Below are 17,160 nucleotides of genomic sequence, written 5' to 3' on the forward strand. Positions count from 1 at the left end.
CCCGAAGCCTCACGCGGTTCCATACCGTTTGCGCAGGTGATCGGTGAAATACACGGCGTTGAGCCTTTCGCCGGTGGCGCGTTCGAGCAGCTCCGGGGTCGACCAGCGCGAGCCCTGCGACCATATCTTCTTGCGGCGCCAGTCATTGATGGCGGTGAAATTGCCTTTCGCCAGGTCGTCATCGGCGGATGGATGATCGCGCGTCAGCGCGGCCCATTGCTGCGCCGCCATCATCGCGCCCAGCGTGTAGGACGGGAAGTAGCCGAAGGCGGCGCCCGGCCAGTGCACGTCCTGCATTGGTCCGTCGGCCGGATTGTCCGCCGTGGAGAGGCCGAGATAATCGCGCATCTTGGCGTCCCAGGCCTCGGGCAAATCGGCAACCTCCAGCCTGCCCGAGACCAGCTCCTGCTCCAGCTCGTAGCGCAGGATGACATGCAGGGGATAGGTCACCTCGTCGGCGTCGACGCGGATCAGGCCGCGCTCGACACGATGCACATGCGGCAGGAGATCGTCGAGCGACCAGGCCTCGCCGAGATGTTTTTCGACCACCGGCAGCGCCCAGCGCCAGAAGGCGGGATTGCGGCCGATCTGCTTTTCGACGAACAGGCTCTGGCTTTCATGCACGGCCATGCCGCGCGCCTTGCCGAGCGGCCAGTGCGACCAGGCCTTCGGCAGGTTCTGTTCATAGAGCGCGTGCCCGGTCTCGTGCAGCACGCCCATCAGCGCCGACAGGAAATCCGATGTCTTGTAACGGGTGGTGATGCGCACGTCGCTGGGCACGCCGCCGCAGAAGGGATGGTGCGACACCGACAGCGAGCCGTGCGTCAGGTCGAAACCAACCGCCGCCATCATGGCAAGGCCGAGTTCGCGCTGCTTGTCGATCGCGTAGGTGCCTGAGAGCGGCTTCAGCGGATGCTTGCGCAGCCTCGCTTCCTGGATCGCCAGCGCTTCCGGCACGAAGCCTTTGAGGAAGGCTTTCAAATCGGCGAAGACGGGGGTGATGTCGGCGGTGCGGTTGCCGGGGTCGAATTGCTCCATCAGCGCGTCATAGGGGGCGAGGCCGAGCACGTCGGAGCGCAGGGCCGCCTCTTCGCGCACCAGCGCCACCACGCCCTCGAGCGCCGGCTGGAAAGCCGCCCAATCGTTCTTGGCACGCAGATCGCGCCACAGCTGCTCGCAACGCATGCGCGCCGTCGTCTGGCGTTCGACGAATTCCACCGGCAGGCAGGTCAGGTTGGTGTATTGCCGCCGCAGCTCGGCGAGCGCCGCGCGCTGGTCGTCGTCGAGCGCCTCGCCTTCAGCGGCGGCGATCCAGTCGGCGATTTCCGGTGCGGTCGCCCTGCTGTGATACATGCCGGCCAGTGCCGCCATCGCCTCGGCACGCTTTTCGCCGCCGCCGACGGCCATGTGGGTGGCTTCGTCGGCGCCGAGGATGGCCAGCGCATGCTCAAGCGCTTCGAGCTTGTGGCCGAGGTCGTCGAGTTTCTGAAAGGACATGGCGGCTTCCGTGATTGAGGACGGCGCGAAAAGACACCAACGCAAAAGCGTTGGCAACCCTCAGAGCAGTTCACCGTTTCACGGAAACGGCAACCTGCTCTGACTCTTTGTTTTGACGCAAATTCCCAAGGGAAAACCGCTTCACACTTTTCCTGGAATTGCTCTGGATACCGCCCGGCAGATGCAGCTTGCGCAGCCGATGCCACACATGAAATGCTGCCGGCAACGCATGAAGGGGGAGCAAATGATCGCCAATATCCTGGTCGCACTGGTGGCCTTGATCCATGTCTACATCGTCTATCTCGAGATGGTGCTGTGGGACACGCCACGCGGGCACAAGACATTCCGCCTGACGCCTGAATTCGCCAACGCCTCGAAGGTGCTCGCCGCCAATCAGGGCCTCTACAACGGATTTCTCGCAGCCGGCCTGATCTGGGGGCTTTACCTCGGCGCCGCCGGTTTCCAGGTCAAGGTCTTCTTCCTGTTGTGCGTGGCGATTGCCGGCCTCTATGGCGCGGCAACCGTCGGTAGCAAGATCCTGTTCATCCAGACCGTGCCGGCGGTGATTGCCCTGATCGCGATCTGGCTTGGCTGGTAGGCAAGTGGGGCTGGTAGGCAGGCCGGCTGGCGAGGAAAAAGGACGCCCGCGGGATTGGGGTCCCGAAGGCGCCAGGTGGTCCCTTCCTCTTGGACCTCGCCGGATGGCCTCAGCCGTTCGGATAGGTTCCGCCGTCGGCGCCGTCACCCATCAGGAAACCGCTGCCAGTGTCGACCCGCAGCCGCTGGTCGACATTGTCGAGACGGCGCAGCAGGTCATGATATTGCGCGGCCGGTATCCTGCCGTGATCGGACGCGGCTATCTTCTCGGCCGCCTGACCGATGCGGGCGGTGCGCATCTCCAGGCGTTCCGCCACCACCGGGGTGATGCTGTTGGCCTGCCTGGCGTCGACTATGCCCTTATGGACGCCCTGAACCTGTTCGATGAGGGCCTCCACGCGCGGGCCGGTCATGTCGGTCGGATCCGTCGCGTCGAGAGCGCCCTTGTGATGGCCCGCGGCATAGGCGCCGGCGAGCGGAGCGGCGATGAGAATTGCGGCAAGCGTTGCCGTCTTGAGAGATGCTGATGTGCGCATGGGGCGCTTCCTCCTGCTGGGAAGGGGGCGGTCGCGCCGCCTCGCCTTCCGACCGTTTGGGTCGTCCAGTTCCGTCGCGTCGCGATGGGAGGCATCGCCGGCGGTCCTCGGCCCTGAACGGCAAGCTAGGAGCGCTCCGGCGGGAAGTGTAATTAAAAAAAGATAATCTTTTCAGGCCTTGCCGGCTCCGGCCTGCGCCCTAGAGTTGAGCCGACGAACAATTTCGCGTGAGATCGCGTGATGAGAAATCAACGTTCGGTGAGCTTCAGTTCAATGCGGCGGTTCTTGTTGCGCGCTTCGTCGGTGTCGGCGGGGTCGAGCGGCTGGAACTCGCCGAAGCCGGCGGCGACAAGCCGGTTGGCCGGCACGCCGTTCTCGATCAGGAACTTGACCACCGAGGTCGAACGCGCCGTCGACAATTCCCAATTGTCGCGATAGCGGCCGGTGCCGGAGAGCGGCTTGTTGTCGGTGTGGCCGTCGACGCGCAGCACCCAGTTGATCTCGGGCGGGATTTCCTTCTGCAGCTCGATGATGGCGTCGGCGAGCTTCTTCATCTCGACCTTGCCGGCATCGTTGATCACCTCGGAGCCGGTCGGGAACAGCACTTCCGACTGGAAGACGAAGCGGTCGCCGACGATGCGGATGTTCTCGCGGTCGGCGAGGATCTCGCGCAGACGTCCGAAGAAGTCGGAGCGGTAGCGGTTCAGTTCCTGCACGCGCTGCGCCAGGGCGACGTTCAGCCGCCGGCCGAGATCGGCGATCTTGGTGTTGGAATCGCGGTCGCGGGCCTCGGACACATTGAGTGCGTCTTCAAGGGCGCCGATCTGCTTGCGCAGCGCGGCGATCTGCTGGTTGAGGATCTCGACCTGGCTCAGCGCCTGCTGGCTGATCTGGCGCTGGCTGTCGAGTTCGCCCGAAAGTGCCGCGGCGCGCTGGTTGGCCTGGTCGCCGGCGCCGGCGCCTTGCGCCAGCAACTGTTCGAGCCGGCTCTTCTCTGCCTCGGCGGCCGACAGCGACGCCTGCAGATTGGCGAGCGAATCGTCCTTGTCCTGCGCCGTCGAGCGCTCCAGCGCCAGCAACTGGGTCAGTTCGTTGATCTGCGAGTTGAGACGGGCGAGCACCGTATCCTTGCCGGAAATCTCGCGGCCGAGCAGAAACTGCGCCAGCACGAAGACGGTGAGCAGGAACATGATGGCGAGCAGCAGTGTCGACAGCGCGTCGACAAAGCCCGGCCAGTAGTCGATGCGGCGATCGGTACGCCGGCCCCTGGCGAGCGCCATGTCAGTGCACCCCAGGCTTCTTCAGCGCGTCGGCGATCTTTTCCAGCGTGTTGCGCATCGCCTTCTGCTCATCGGACTGAGCCTCGACCCAGTCGCGCATGATCTGCTGCTCGGAGCGCATGTTCTTGACCAGGCCGGAAATGCCGTCGGCGAGATTGGCCATGGCGGTGGCGACGCGCGGGTTCGAGCCGCCGCCATTCTCCTGCATGCTGCGCAGCCGCTCCGACAACAGACGGATTTCGTCGGATGGTTCGCTCTTGGCCGAATCGGAGACGACAATATCGGAAGAGAGATCGGTGACCGAAGACAGCCAGTTCTCAAGCTCGGTGTAGAAGCGCGTCTGCGCGCGGCCCGCCTGCAGGTCGAGAAAGCCGAGCACGAGCGAGCCGGACAGGCCGAACAGCGAGGACGAGAAGGCGGTACCCATGCCGGCCAGCGGCGCCGACAGGCCCTGTTTCAGGGAATCGAGCACCGCCGCGGCGTCACCCGTGCCGGGGTCGAGCGATTCGATGGTCTCGCGGATCGAGCCGATCGTGTTCAACAGGCCCCAGAAGGTGCCGAGCAGGCCGAGAAACACCAGGAGGCCGACCAGGTAGCGCGAGGTATCGCGGCTCTCGTCGAGGCGCGTGGCGATGGAATCGAGCATGGTGCGCATCGACGAGGTCGAGAAGGCCATGGTCGAGGAGCGGCCGATCATGGCTTTCATCGGCGCCAGCAGCACCGGTTCGGTGGTCTCGGAGCCGGCGCGGAAGGAATTGAGCCAGCGCACCTCGCGAAACAGCCGCCCGACCTGGGCGAAGGCAAGCAGGATGCCGACCGCGAGCACGCCGATGATCAGGCCGTTGAGCCCGGGATTGGTGACGAAAGCCGTCGAGATCTGTCGGGTCAGGATGGCGGCGATGAAGGCGACAATGGCGAGGAAGATGACCATGGTCAGCAGGAACACCTGCGGACTCGACAGCTTGTGCGGATCGTAGATCAGTACGTCGGAGCGCCTGCCCATGCCGAAGGATCTGAGAAAAGCCATCCGTGCCCCGTTTTCGCTGCCGCTGCCGCCGATCACGTCGTTCGCGACTCTAAACGGAATTGTGACCAAATTGAATGGCGCTTGGCAATATTGCCGCAGGCGGATCAGAAACGGTTTATCACCAGGCAATCGACCATGGCCGCCAGATGCAGGCCCGCGCCGGTGACGACGAAGCCGTGCCAGAGTGCGTTGTGGAAGCGCAGACCCTTCCAGGCGAAGAAGATGACGCCGCAGGAATAGACGACGCCCCCGGCGACGATGAGGACGATCGACGTCGTCGGCAGCGTCTCGACGAGCGGCTTGACCAGGACGATGCCGCTCCAGCCGATGGCGAGATAGAAGACGATCGCCAGCCGGTCGAAACGGCCAGGAAAGAACACCTTGATGGCGATGCCCGCCGCTGCCGCGATCCAGACCAGCACGATCATCCAGCGGGCCAGCGGCGAAGCGTCGAGCTGGGCCAGAAAAGGCGTGTAGGTGGCGGCGATCAGAAGATAGATCGCGGCGTGATCGAAGCGCCGCAGAACCCATTTGGCCGGGGACGACACCGGCCACAGATTGTAGGCGAGCGACACCGACAGCACGGTGAGCAGCGAGACGACGTAGAAGGCGGCGGCGATGTACTCGCCGGGGCCGACACGGAACGCCGCCAGCGCCAGCAGCGTCGAGCCGGCCGCGATCGCCAGTACGATGCCGACAGCATGGACAATGCCGTCGGCGATCATCTCCGCGCGGGAGTAGTGCCAGCGCCCAACAAAGGGGATTTCGAGTTGCGGCGGGATATTGGTCATCTGCGGTCCTGCGTCACCCCATATCTGGGCAACCACCGGACAGTATTTCAAGCTTGCGTTGCGGTTTTGCGACTGCGGCGCATCGGCGCGCCGCGCCGTGTCAGCGCGGTGCAAACGGCGTTTTCACCGTCTTCAGCAAAGCGCGCTGGATGACCTCGTTGCCGGCGACGACCGAGCCATTGTCCAGCATGTCCTGCCCGCCATCCATGTCGGAGACGAAACCGCCGGCTTCGCGGATCAGGAGCAGACCCGCGGCGATATCCCAGGCCGACAGGCCGGTTTCCCAGAAACCGTCCATGCGGCCGGCGGCGACATAGGCGAGATCCAGCGCGGCGGAACCAAGACGGCGCACGCCCGAGACCTCGGCCATGACGTTACGCAGTTCGACGAGGAAATTGCCGTGGTGGCCGCGTCCCAGATGCGGCATGCCGCAGCCGATCACCGTGTCGACCAGCTTGATGCGGCCGGCGACGCGCAGCCGGCGGTCGTTCATGAAAGCGCCGCCACCGCGCTCGGTCGTGTAGAGCTCGTCCATGGCCGGGTTGTAGATGACGCCGGCGACGATCTGGCCCTGGCGCTCCAGCGCGATCGAGACAGCGAAAAGCGGAATGCCGTGCAGGAAATTGGTGGTGCCGTCGAGCGGATCGACGATCCAGCGGTGCTGGCTGTCTTCGCCTTCCACCACGCCGCGCTCTTCCATCAGGAAACCGTAGCCCGGGCGCGCCTTCGACAATTCGGCAAAGATGATGTCCTCGGCCTTGCGGTCGGCCTGGCTGACATAGTCGCCGGGCCCCTTCAACGAGACCTGCAGGTTCTGAACCTCACCGAAGTCGCGCGACAGCGAGCGGCCGGCCTTCATTGCGGCCTGGACCATGACGTTGAGAAGGGCTGAGCGTGCCATAGTGTGTCTTCCTGCTGCTACGCGTCAGTCGGCGCGGCGCACGTAAGTGATTTCGTTGGTGTCGACGATGATGCGTTCGCCGGCGCCGATGAAGGGCGGCACCAGCACGCGAATGCCGTTCTCCAGCACCGCCGGCTTGTAGGAGGATGCCGCCGTCTGGCCCTTCACCACCGGGTCGGCCTCGGTGATGGTCAGGGTGACGTAATCAGGCAGCGAGATGCCGATCGGCCTCTCCTCGTAGAGCTGGACCGTCACCATCATGCCGTCCTGGAGGAACGCTGCGCGGTCGCCGACGAACTCCTTGTTCAGTTCGAGCTGTTCGTAGCTCTGGGTGTCCATGAACACCAGCGCGTCGTCCTGCTCGTAGAGGAAGGAAAAATCCTTCAGGTCAAGGCGGATCTGTTCGACCGTCTCGGCCGAGCGGAACCGCTCGTTGAGCTTGGTGCCGTTGATCAGGTTCTTCAGTTCGACCTGGTTGTAGGCGCCGCCCTTGCCGGGCTTGACGGTGTTGGTCCTGACCGCCACCCACAGGCCGCCATCATGTTCGATGACGTAGCCGGGACGGATTTCGTTGCCATTGATCTTGGCCATGATGATGGGATCCGGAATGAGATTTTCGCCGGGACAAGCGATTTCGGGCTCCCAAGACCACAAATCGCCCGGAGAGGCAAGGGACGCCGGATCGGCCCCGGCCGGTCAGCCGGCATCAGGTCCCGATCTTGATGGCTTCGCCGACGGCTTTCGCAATGGCCTCCACGGCCTTCGCCAGCCGGTTGAGATGTGGCGAGCGCAGCGCCACGACCTGCAATGAAAGGTCGACACCTTCGAGATCGACAAGCGCGAGGCCGTCGGGAAGCCCGCGCGCCGCGAGCCGCAACGGCATGAGGCCGAGGCCGTGTCCACGGCGTACCCATTCCATCTGCATCGCCGGGTCCTGGATTTCTGCAGCCACGACGAGCGGATGCCGTCCGCCGCCCAAGCTGGAGACGAGCGTCTGACGGGCGTCGCAAGGCTCGGGGCTGAGAACCCAAGGCATCCGAGCGTCCGCGAGATGGGCGCCTGCCTGCGCTATGATGCAGAGACGTTCGCTGCCGAGCGCCTCCGGGCCTTGATGATCGGCAGGTCGCAGAACGATCGCCATGTCGAGTTGACCGCGTTCGAACTGCTCGATGAGTTCCGCGCTCCAGCCGGTCTTGAGCCGCAACGATATTTTTGCAAACGCGGCGGCCGCGCCGGCGATAGCGCCGGCAACGCTTGCATCGGACAAGCCATGCGCCAGGCCGACACGCAGCACGCCCTGCGGCTCGGCGTCGGCGGCGAATTCTTTCAGAGCCTCGACCGAAGCCAGTATGTCCTTTGCGCGCGCCAGCACCTCCAGTCCCGCCGAGGTCAGGCGCGGCGGCTTCTGCCGGCGATCGAGAAGTGTTGTCGCGAGCATATCCTCCAGCCGCTGCATCTGCCTTGTGACGGCCGGCTGCGTCAAAGGCAGGCGGCGGGCCACATTCTGGATCGAGCCTTCCTCGGCGAACAGGACAAGCGTGCGCAGTTCCTCCAGCATGATTTGATCCTCCAAATGCATAATCATTCTGACTATTATGAATTTGAAATCAGAATGCCGGCAAGCGATTTTCCTTTCGACGGATTTTTCAAAGGAAGGAAAGACAATGCAGGCGATCGAATTGCAGGCTCCCGGCGGCATCGACAATCTCAGGTCGGTCGAGCGGCCGATGCCGGAACCGGGCCGCCAGGAGATGATCATCAAGGTCAAGGCAACGGCGCTCAATTACCGCGACGTCGAGATTGCCCGTGGCAGTTACCACACCGCTTTTGCGCTGCCGCTGATACCGCTTTCGGACGGTGTGGGCGAAGTTGTCGCTGTCGGCGCCGAAGTGACCCGTTTCAAAGTTGGTGACCGCGTCTGCGGCACGTTCTGGCAGCGCTGGGTCGGCGGCGGCTTCGCCATGGCCGAGCCCTCCTATCAGCGTGGTGGGCCCATCGATGGCCTGCTCAGCGAATTCGCGCGGCTGGACGAACAGGCGGCCGTGCTCGCACCGCCGCATCTGAGCGATATCGAAGCGGCGACATTGCCTTGCGCGGGGGTCACGGCCTGGCATGCGCTGTTCACCGAAGGCCAGTTGAAGCCGGGCGAGACGGTGCTCAGCCTGGGCACTGGCGGCGTCTCGCTGTTTGCGGTGCAGTTCGCCGCGGCGGCCGGCGCGCATGTCATCGTCACGTCGAGCAGCGACGACAAGCTCGCGCGGGCAAAGGCGCTTGGCGCGCATCACGGCATCAACTATCGCGACAATCCCGATTGGTCGTCAGCCGTGCTGGCGCTGACCGACGGCCGCGGCGCCGACCACATTATCGAGGTCGGCGGGCCGCAAAGCTTCGCCCAGTCGCTGAAGGCTTCGGCACGTGGCGCCCAGATCAACGTCATCGGCTATCTCGGCGGCAGCGAAGGGTCGATCAACCCCCTCGACATCTTCCGCCGCCAGGTCAGGGCGCGCGGTATACCGGTGGGCTCACGCGAATCCTTCGAGGCGATGAACCGGGGCCTGACAGTCAACCGGATAAGACCCGTGATCGAGAAGGTGTTTGCCTGGAAGGACGCGGCTGCAGCTTTCCGGCACCTTGAACACGGATCGCCCTTCGGCAAGGTCGTCCTCGATCATATGCAGTAGTCGAGCGGCCGCCGTCAGGGCAGGCGGTTTGCCTTCTGCAGGGCCTGTTTGGTCTGGTCGTCGCTCAGCCCTTGCAGGAAATCGTCCATGTCGGGGTCGATGAGGCCGGCACGGCGGGCGACGATGTACCAGGCGCCGGCCAGCACCAGGTCGGGATCGGTGCCGATGCCTTGCATATAGAGCTTTGCCAGCCGGTTCTGCGCGGCGACGTTACCGCCCTCGGCTGCCTGCTTGGTCCAGCCGAAAGCCGATTTCAGGTCGCGGGCGCCGCCGCGGCCTTCGATCATCCAGGCGGCGAGATCGATCTGCGCGGTGTCGTAGTTCTGCCGCGCGGCCTGGGCCAGGAAGCGTCTTGCCTGCGCATCGTCGTGCGGCTTGCCGCCGACGCCATTGGCATAGATCTGGGACATGGCGTATTGCGCGTCGGCGAGGCCGGTCGCGGCGGCGCGCTCATAATAGGAGACCGCCCTGGCCAGGCCCGCGTCGCCGGGATCCTGCTGGACCAGCATCTGCGCGAAATTGAATTGCGCCAGCTGGTTGCCGGCTTCGGCGGCGGCCTGCATCAGCGCGTAGGCCGCCTTGGTGTCCTTCTTGACGTAACGGCCGTCGAGCAGCATCAGCGCGTACTGGAACTGCGCTTCAGGCACGCCTTGTTCCGCGGCAAGTGCATACCATTTCGAGGCTTCCGCCGCATTCAACGGCACGCCGAGCCCGCGCGACAGAATCTCGGCCACCAATGTCTGCCCCGCCGGGTCGCCGTTCTGGGCACGGGTCAGCGCCAGATTATAGGCCGTCTTGTAGAGCCCGCGCTGGAAGGCGCCATAGGCCGCGTCCGCCGGCTTGGCGCCGAAGCGGTCGGGATTGATGTTGTCCGCCGAGGGCAGCGGTGCGGGCTGCGCCGTGGTGGCGGGCTGCGGCAGCTGCTTTTCGATCGGCTTGTCGGTGTGCACGCCGGTTTCAGGCTTGGGCTGCGGCAAAGGTACGGTTTCGGCGGCGGCGGCCTGGATCATGACCGCTGCAAGCAAGGCCTGAAGGGGTAGCCTTACCGGAGCCACATCAGTCCTCGAAGCGCGGCGCGGTTTCGTCGAGCAGCGCGTTGGCCCGGGCCACGGCCGTTTTCGGATCGACACCGTCGGCGAACACCGCGCTCGACAGCGCGACGAACTCGGCGCCGGTGGCGGCCACTTCCTCGACGGAAGCCAGATCGGATCCGGCCATGACGATGCAGGGGATCTGGATCATCTGCGCCCACCATTCGCCCAGCGCCAGGTTGCGCGGATGCGGCTCCGGTTTGTTGTCGTAACCGAAGCGGCCGAAGAAGATGTAGTCGGGCCGCGTCTCGCCAAGCTCGAGCGCGTCGTCGCGCTTCTTGGCGCCGCCGGCGCCGACCATCATCTTCGCCTGAAAATGTTCGATCGTTTCGGCGAGCTCGGCCTTGGACGCCTCGACGTGGATGCCGTCCGCCTGGACACGGCCCGCGATGCGGGTGTCGCCGGCGATGATCACAGCGACGCCGGCGGCCTGTGCCGTCGGCACGATCTGTTCGGCAAAGGCCTGGAAAGAGGCCTCGTCCATGCCGTTCTCGGGCAGGATCAGCGAGGCGACGTCGCCGCCCTCGAATGCGGTGGCGATGCGGGCGGCCGGCACGCCTTGCGGCGCGATCAGCACGATGCGGCAACGATTGGGAGGTGTGGCGTCGTTCATGGTTCTTCGATCCCGGGTTTCGCCTATGCCGGGCGAAGATGGTTGGATTGCGGCATAGAGCAAACTGCCGGGATTGAACAGACATCAGCTATCAGGCGGCATCAGGCGGAACGAAGGGCATTGCGGGCTTTCATGACGATGTCGAAGACTTTCGACGGGTCCTCGATGCCAAGGAACTGCGGGACGGGGTCGAGAGCCGGCGACCAGCTGGCAAAATTCTGATAGCGCGACTGAGGCCAGCCGCCCGGACTTCCGAAGAACGATGTCCCCACGCCGAAGCGCAAAGTGCCACGCTTTTCGCCCTCGCCGGTCACCTGGATGTCGGGAAGACGCTCCAGATCGATCGACGTGAAGTTGGCGAAAGGCGCGGTGCGCATGATGAGAATGCGTTTGTCCGTGACCGCATAGGAGATACGCCGTCTCAACCACGCGTCGACTGCAAACCTGCCAAAGACGAAGAAGAGACCAATGCAAATGAACATTACTCCCCATGCGTCGAAGAAAAGTGGTGCGCCTTGCCTTGCCGCGTTATAGGTCCAGAAAATCGCAAAGCCGCACCAGAGCAGGCTGAACGGAATGAGAAACATATCCCGGCTGGTGAAGAACAGGCCTTGCGTGGGAATACCGCTCCACATGATGTGTTCGCGGGGCAATAGCCGTCCCTGGAAAGATCCGCTCGCCACGCCTTTGCCCCGTTGCTTTGTGCCCGCACCCACATCGCATGGACTATGATCGCTGTGCAAATCAGCAACACGTTATCCGCCCACAACGTCATGCGGTCGAAAGTATCGCAGCATCTATCCAACCTTGAGCACTCTATGCCGGCACTTTCGACTTCCACAGCGACCAGCCAAGATTCATGCCGGCCGCAGCCGTCAGGATCAAAGCGGCGCCGACGACCTGGCTGAGATGCAGCCGATGGCCGAAAGCCACGACATCGACCAGGATGGCAACCACCGGATAGATGAAGGACAGCGATCCCTGCAAATGCGTCGGCAGCTTCTGGATGGCGCCGTACATCAATATGTACATCAGCCCGGTATGGACGATGCCCAGCGTCGCCAGCATGGCCCAGCTCCACGCGTCGGGGGGAAGATGCGAGAGATTGGCGAGGGGCGCCAGCATGACGACGCCGACGCAGACCTGGATGAGCGCGATCAGATGCGGCGGCGTGCCCTTGAGCTTCTTGGTGACGATGGCAGCGACCGCCCAGAAGAAGGCCGCGGCCAGCGCCATGAGGATGCCGGCAAAATAGTTGGTGCCGACATCGCCGGCGTCAGGCGCGGCCTCGATGATCAAGACCATGCCGGCGAAGGCTATGGCCAGCCATGTCAGCTTGGTCAGCGTCAATCGCTCGGCGAAGAAGAGCGCGCCGAAGGCGACCAGCATGAAGGGCTGGGTGTTGTAGACGGCGGTGGCGATGGAGATCGACGCGCGGGAAAAGGCGCTGAACAGCAGAACCCAGTTGATGACAATGGCCGCACCGCCAAGCGCGGCCAGACCGATGACGCGCAAGGACAGCCTGTTGCGAAACAGGCCCAGGCAAGCACAGATGACGAGCAGCGTCACCGCGCCGAACGCGCAGCGCCAGAACACCACATCCATGATCGGCTGGCCGGACATGATGACGAACCATCCGATCGTCCCAAGGATCGCCATTGCAGCCGACATTTCGACCGTGCCGCGTACCGTATCGTTCATGATAGACCTCTGAACCCTGTTGAGATGGCATAATCTCATGCGATGTGGCCACTTTCCATCATATGGAAAAGGCGCTATGGAGAGGTGACCTAATTATATTAGGCAATTGCCTGGAAATCGTGAGAAATCTGAAATGCTGGATGATCTCGACCGAAGCCTCCTCGAAATCCTGGTCAGGGATGCGCGGACCTCGCTGAAGGAGCTGGCTGCCCAGGTCGGGCTGTCGTCGCCAAGTGTTTCGGAGCGGCTGCGGCGGCTCGAGGAGCGCGGCGTCATCCGGGCGTTCACCGTCGAGATCGATCCGCTGGCGCTCGGCTACACCTTGCAGGCGATCGTGCGCATCAAGCCTTTGCCGGGCAAGCTGCACATCGTCCAGAAGCTGATCGAGGAGATCGCCGAATTCGGCGAATGCGACAAGGTGACGGGCGACGACTGTTTCGTCGCCCGGCTGTTCGTGCGCTCGATCGGCGACCTCGACGGCATTCTCGACCGCATCGCCGACAAGGCCGAAACCAGCACCGCGATCATCAAGGCGCAGCCGATCCGGCGGCGGCCGCCGCCGCTCGGAGTTCCATCCTCGTCTTGACTCCGCATGGCCCTGGTGAAAAGGCGCGGCCAGTCCGCTAGATGTCTGTCCGGCAGATGATGGGGCCGAGAGACGAGGAAAGCATGGCGCAGAATATCTATGACCAGCCGGATTTCTTCGCCGGTTACAGCCAGCTTGGCCGGTCGATCGAAGGCCTTGAAGGTGCCGCCGAGTGGCCGGCGCTGCGCGCCATGCTGCCTGACATCGGCGGCTTGCGGATCGTCGACCTCGGCTGCGGTTTCGGCTGGTTCTGCCGCTGGGCGCACGAGCATGGGGCGCGCCACGTCCTGGGGCTGGACCTGTCGGAGAAGATGCTGGCGCGGGCGAAGGCCGCCGGGCCGGACGCCGGCATCGCCTACGAGCGTGCCGACCTCGACCAGCTCGCCCTGCCGCAAGACAGCTTCGATCTCGCCTACAGTTCGCTTGCCTTGCACTATGTCGAGGACGTCGCGCGGCTGTTCAGGACGGTGCATCAGGCGCTGTCGCCCGGGGGGCATTTCGTCTTCTCGACGGAGCATCCGATCTACATGGCCCCGACCAGGCCCGGCTGGGCGGTCGATGCCGAAGGCCACAGGACATGGCCTGTCGACCGCTATCTGGTGGAAGGCCCGCGCAAGACCGACTGGCTGGCCAAGGGCGTGGTGAAACACCACCGCACCATCGGCACCACGCTGAACGCGCTGATCGGGTCCGGTTTCACCATCGGACATGTCGAAGAATTCCGTCCGACGGAAGCCCAGATCACGGCCAGGGCGGAACTGGCGGAAGAGCTCGAGCGGCCGATGTTCCTGCTGGTCTCGGCGAGTGTATCCCCTTGACGGCGTACCCGCGAAGGAAGTCCAGCGCACGATTTGGGTGACCTGTAGGATCGCTTGGCCAAGAGCGTAGATCCAAATCCAATAGCTGCTCAGAACGAGTGAACATCTTTGTTGCGGCAGCTTGCCCCGATTCCGAGCGCTTGTGTAGTGGGCGACTCATCAGCACTATGCGGTCGAGCAGGAGTGGCTGGCATGCGAATCTTGGTGTTCTTGACGTTCTTGGTGCTAGCCACCCATGTAAGCGCGAAGGAAGCCCAAGGGGTGGCCGATCAGACCATACCAAGCCAATCCGAAGGCAGAAGGCAGGGCAACGGCGGCAACAACTCCACCCAACCTTTTTCTGTCCCGGTCCGGATACTCGAAGAACCAGAAGAGGCCGAGAGTACCAAACTGGAGAAGCAGGAAGCCGCTCAACGCGAGATAGACGATCTTGCAGCGCAACAAGGTGTCGATCAGTCCACCAAAAAACTCGTTCTGTTGACCATCGCACAGACCGTGCTTGCGTTTTTCGGAACGATCGCTTTGCTTTACTCTCTCCTCCTCAACAGGAAAGCCACCTATGCCGCCGTCGAGGCTTCCACCGCCGCACGGGAGGCAATCGGCGTAGAGCGAGCTTGGCTCACCTTCAGCGGCATGAGAAATGAATTCCATACCGACTTGAAGATGCCTGACGGAGTTGTACACGCCAAGGCTATCGCTTTTTCCCCCAAATGGATGAATACGGGGAGAACTCCGGCGCTGAAGAGCGAAGCGCTCAGCATGGGCAATATTATTGGGTTTGAAGATCCTATCCCAGAGTTCACTCCAAAGGACAATGATGGTGAGGTGATGGCCATGGTGATTGGTCCGGGAGTGACCGTGAATTCGTTTCCTTTCTATGTCGTAGGGGACAACCTGACAGCGCTTCTTGGAAGGCATAAACGGGTCGCTATTTATTCCAAGGTCACTTATGCTGATGTCTATCAGCCAGGTATCACTAGGTGCAGCGAATGCTGCATATCCATCAAGTACAAAGGACAGCATCTGGCCGAGAATGGCGAGGTCACTGAAATATTCGATGTGGCGGCGACCGGACCACAGAACACCGCATCCTGAGGGTCTGCCATTAGCGGTCAACCTCATAGTAGGTATCGTGAGTATCACCCCGACAGCGAAAACAAGTGCGTTCGCGCGGCGGATCGCATGGTAGGGTGAAGTCGTTTCCTTGCTATATGCTCCGAGGGGACACATCCGGTCTCGGCCCGGCGGTAGGGCACGAGCCGGACATTGGTTGGTGTTCGGCTATCGGTCCGGATTTGCAGTCGCCCAAAGCACAATTCTGGGCTATTCAGGCGTTGACGCCTTCCCTCCAGACCAGTCCCTCCCCATGTCAGGCCTGCTTCTCGATCCGTGGTTCTACGCGGCCGCCATTCCGGCGGTCATTCTGGTCGGCCTGTCCAAGGGCGGGTTTGGCGGTGCTGTCGGTTTCGTCGGCGTGCCGCTGATGGCGCTGACCATACCGCCGGTGCAGGCGGCGGCCATCCTGCTGCCGATCCTGTGCCTGATGGACATCGTCTCGGTCTGGACGTGGTGGGGCGTGTATGACCGCAAGATGCTGGTCGACATGATGCCCGGCGCCGTCATCGGCATCGGGCTCGGCTGGCTGACGGCCGCGCTGGTCACCGAAGAGGCGGTGCGGCTTATCGTGGGCGCCGTCGCGATCATCTTCGTGCTGCGCTGGCTTTATCTGCAGTTCCGCCATGGTTCCGACCATGCCGCCGAACCCAATCGTTTTGCGGCCGCGGTCTGGGGCACGGTCGCCGGCTTCACCAGCTTCGTCGCCCATGTCGGCGGCCCGCCCTTCCAGGTCTATGCCTTGCCGATCCGGCTCGATCCCAAGGTCCTGTCGGGCACCGCCGCGATCTTCTTTGCCGCGACCAATGCGTTGAAGCTCATCCCCTATTTCGCGCTCGGCCAGTTCGACACCGCCAATCTCACGGCATCCGCCGTGCTGATGCCGCTGGCACCGCTGTCGACCATCGCCGGCGCCTGGCTGGTGCGGCGCATGCGGCCCGAGATCTTTTATCCCTTCACCTATGCGACCGTGGCTGTCGTGGCCGTCAAACTGCTGTGGGACGGCCTCGCCGGCCTCATGTAAGCAGGCGAGGCGGCTGCTCAGCCGCTCTCGCCCTCAGGGGAATCAGGCGGCGCTTTCCACCAGCCGGCGGCTTCCGCCGATGGCCAGCGTGGCGCCTGCCGCCAGGACCAGCATCATGCCGGCGAGGATGCCGATGTCATGCGTGGTCGGCTTGAGCACCATGTCGGCGACGATCACCAGCATCACCGCGTAGTCGAAGCGCGCCGCGCTCATCATGCGCTGGCCGATGACAAGCACGGAAGGTGTCACACCGTCCTTGGCGATCATCGCGCCCATGCGCTCGCCGGTCGGCTTGAAGATGAACATGCCGATCGAGAAGGTCGTGGCGTAGCCGGCCAGGCCGATGATGATCCACAGGTCGGAGAAGCCGACCCAGAAGGTGCACATGATGAGGCCGAAGAGCAGGGTCAGCATCGACATCGGCGCGAAGAAACGCCCCCCCAGTTGCCCGCTGGCACGCATTGCCTGAAGCTTGTCCTCGATGTTGCCGGCGCGCTCGGCAAGCATGCCGAGCAGGAACAGCACGAAGCCGCCGCCGACCCACAAGGTGGCTGAGACGATGTGGAGAAACTTGACGATCGAATACCAGTCCATGGTTTTGCTCCGGTTCAATTGGGTTACGGTGGAGCGGATATGCGCCAGCCGTCAGAGAAGCGGGCGTTTAGCGCCGTGGCTGTTTCGGAACGATGCCGCGAAAAAGCCGGCTCTGTTTCGGCTGCGGTCAAAATCGATGTCGCTTGCAACGACGGCGAACGTGCTGCCCGATTTTCTGCTATTGCTGCATGCGTCGGGAGGGGTTGGCGACGACATCGTGCGGAAACAGTAGCGATGCTAGTGCGCCGAGGCCCGGTGGCGACAGCAGTCGCCGGACGATCAACCCATTCCCGGGAAACGGGAAGAGGCA

Annotated in this window: 19 protein-coding genes; 6 read left to right on the forward strand and 13 right to left on the reverse strand. The window is 63.4% G+C overall.

Going from position 1 to position 17,160, the window contains the following annotated elements; translation table 11 throughout:
- Nucleotides 1-9: 9 nt before the first annotated feature.
- Entirely contained in the window at nucleotides 10-1,497 is a 1,488-nt protein-coding gene (locus JG746_RS06570) for a carboxypeptidase M32 (protein WP_202357429.1), read from the reverse strand.
- A gap of 244 nt (nucleotides 1,498-1,741) precedes the next feature.
- Here JG746_RS06570 and JG746_RS06575 point away from each other — a divergent pair, with 244 nt between their 5' ends.
- A complete protein-coding gene (locus JG746_RS06575) occupies nucleotides 1,742-2,095 on the forward strand; it encodes a DUF1304 domain-containing protein (protein WP_202357430.1) in 354 nt (117 codons plus the stop codon).
- A 109-nt stretch (nucleotides 2,096-2,204) separates the two neighbouring features.
- On the opposite strand, the gene JG746_RS06580 is transcribed toward JG746_RS06575, so the two are convergent.
- The 7 genes from JG746_RS06580 to JG746_RS06610 form a co-directional block, all read right to left on the reverse strand.
- Nucleotides 2,205-2,630, reverse strand: coding sequence for a hypothetical protein (locus tag JG746_RS06580; RefSeq protein ID WP_202357431.1), 426 nt, complete (start codon nucleotides 2,628-2,630; stop codon nucleotides 2,205-2,207).
- Nucleotides 2,631-2,878: 248 nt separating this feature from the next.
- The gene (locus JG746_RS06585; RefSeq protein WP_019861763.1) at nucleotides 2,879-3,910 is read right to left on the reverse strand and encodes a peptidoglycan -binding protein; all 1,032 of its coding nucleotides are present in this window, start codon (nucleotides 3,908-3,910) and stop codon (nucleotides 2,879-2,881) included.
- 1 nt (nucleotide 3,911) lies between these two features.
- Entirely contained in the window at nucleotides 3,912-4,937 is a 1,026-nt protein-coding gene (locus JG746_RS06590) for a MotA/TolQ/ExbB proton channel family protein (protein ID WP_202357432.1), read from the reverse strand.
- 104 nt (nucleotides 4,938-5,041) lie between these two features.
- Nucleotides 5,042-5,728, reverse strand: a complete 687-nt coding sequence (gene trhA / locus JG746_RS06595; protein WP_202357433.1) for a PAQR family membrane homeostasis protein TrhA — start codon at nucleotides 5,726-5,728, stop codon at nucleotides 5,042-5,044.
- Between the two features lie 100 nt (nucleotides 5,729-5,828).
- A complete protein-coding gene (locus tag JG746_RS06600; RefSeq protein WP_202357434.1) occupies nucleotides 5,829-6,629 on the reverse strand; it encodes an inositol monophosphatase family protein in 801 nt (266 codons plus the stop codon).
- A 24-nt stretch (nucleotides 6,630-6,653) separates the two neighbouring features.
- The gene (gene efp / locus JG746_RS06605; RefSeq protein WP_115140848.1) at nucleotides 6,654-7,220 is read right to left on the reverse strand and encodes an elongation factor P; all 567 of its coding nucleotides are present in this window, start codon (nucleotides 7,218-7,220) and stop codon (nucleotides 6,654-6,656) included.
- Nucleotides 7,221-7,335: 115 nt separating this feature from the next.
- Nucleotides 7,336-8,328 (reverse strand): LysR family transcriptional regulator, encoded by a 993-nt coding sequence (locus JG746_RS06610; RefSeq protein WP_244730873.1) that lies wholly within the window; start codon nucleotides 8,326-8,328, stop codon nucleotides 7,336-7,338.
- On the opposite strand from JG746_RS06610, the gene JG746_RS06615 reads away from it, so the two are divergent.
- Nucleotides 8,294-9,310: a zinc-dependent alcohol dehydrogenase family protein gene (locus JG746_RS06615; RefSeq protein WP_202357436.1), complete on the forward strand. Its 1,017-nt coding sequence runs from the start codon at nucleotides 8,294-8,296 to the stop codon at nucleotides 9,308-9,310. The two genes, JG746_RS06610 and JG746_RS06615, sit on opposite strands and share 35 nt — an antisense overlap.
- A 14-nt stretch (nucleotides 9,311-9,324) precedes the next feature.
- Here JG746_RS06615 and JG746_RS06620 read toward each other — a convergent pair whose 3' ends face one another.
- The 4 genes from JG746_RS06620 to JG746_RS06635 all read right to left on the reverse strand — a co-directional run bounded on the left by JG746_RS06620 (nucleotide 9,325) and on the right by JG746_RS06635 (nucleotide 12,715).
- Nucleotides 9,325-10,320 carry a tetratricopeptide repeat protein gene (locus tag JG746_RS06620; protein ID WP_446721185.1) on the reverse strand — a complete coding sequence of 332 codons (996 nt, stop codon included), beginning with the start codon at nucleotides 10,318-10,320 and terminating at the stop codon, nucleotides 9,325-9,327.
- Nucleotides 10,321-10,366: 46 nt separating this feature from the next.
- Nucleotides 10,367-11,014: a thiamine phosphate synthase gene (locus JG746_RS06625; protein ID WP_202357438.1), complete on the reverse strand. Its 648-nt coding sequence runs from the start codon at nucleotides 11,012-11,014 to the stop codon at nucleotides 10,367-10,369.
- Nucleotides 11,015-11,115: 101 nt separating this feature from the next.
- A complete protein-coding gene (locus JG746_RS06630) occupies nucleotides 11,116-11,697 on the reverse strand; it encodes a PH domain-containing protein (RefSeq protein ID WP_202357439.1) in 582 nt (193 codons plus the stop codon).
- Nucleotides 11,698-11,830: 133 nt separating this feature from the next.
- Entirely contained in the window at nucleotides 11,831-12,715 is an 885-nt protein-coding gene (locus tag JG746_RS06635; protein ID WP_202357440.1) for a DMT family transporter, read from the reverse strand.
- A 133-nt stretch (nucleotides 12,716-12,848) separates the two neighbouring features.
- Between JG746_RS06635 and JG746_RS06640 the strand changes: the two genes are divergently transcribed.
- From JG746_RS06640 to JG746_RS06655, 4 genes are all read left to right on the forward strand, one after another.
- Nucleotides 12,849-13,301 (forward strand): Lrp/AsnC family transcriptional regulator, encoded by a 453-nt coding sequence (locus JG746_RS06640; protein WP_202357441.1) that lies wholly within the window; start codon nucleotides 12,849-12,851, stop codon nucleotides 13,299-13,301.
- Between the two features lie 83 nt (nucleotides 13,302-13,384).
- Complete coding sequence (locus JG746_RS06645) at nucleotides 13,385-14,119, forward strand: class I SAM-dependent methyltransferase (protein ID WP_202357442.1); 735 nt, start codon at nucleotides 13,385-13,387, stop codon at nucleotides 14,117-14,119.
- Nucleotides 14,120-14,311: 192 nt separating this feature from the next.
- Nucleotides 14,312-15,214, forward strand: coding sequence for a hypothetical protein (locus JG746_RS06650; RefSeq protein ID WP_202357443.1), 903 nt, complete (start codon nucleotides 14,312-14,314; stop codon nucleotides 15,212-15,214).
- Nucleotides 15,215-15,485: 271 nt separating this feature from the next.
- Nucleotides 15,486-16,256 carry a sulfite exporter TauE/SafE family protein gene (locus JG746_RS06655; RefSeq protein ID WP_202357444.1) on the forward strand — a complete coding sequence of 257 codons (771 nt, stop codon included), beginning with the start codon at nucleotides 15,486-15,488 and terminating at the stop codon, nucleotides 16,254-16,256.
- Nucleotides 16,257-16,298: 42 nt separating this feature from the next.
- On the opposite strand, the gene JG746_RS06660 is transcribed toward JG746_RS06655, so the two are convergent.
- Nucleotides 16,299-16,850 carry a DUF2269 family protein gene (locus JG746_RS06660; protein ID WP_202357445.1) on the reverse strand — a complete coding sequence of 184 codons (552 nt, stop codon included), beginning with the start codon at nucleotides 16,848-16,850 and terminating at the stop codon, nucleotides 16,299-16,301.
- Between the last annotated feature and the right edge of the window lie 310 nt (nucleotides 16,851-17,160).

This window comes from Mesorhizobium sp. 113-3-3 (genome assembly GCF_016756495.1).
Lineage (GTDB): Bacteria > Pseudomonadota > Alphaproteobacteria > Rhizobiales > Rhizobiaceae > Mesorhizobium.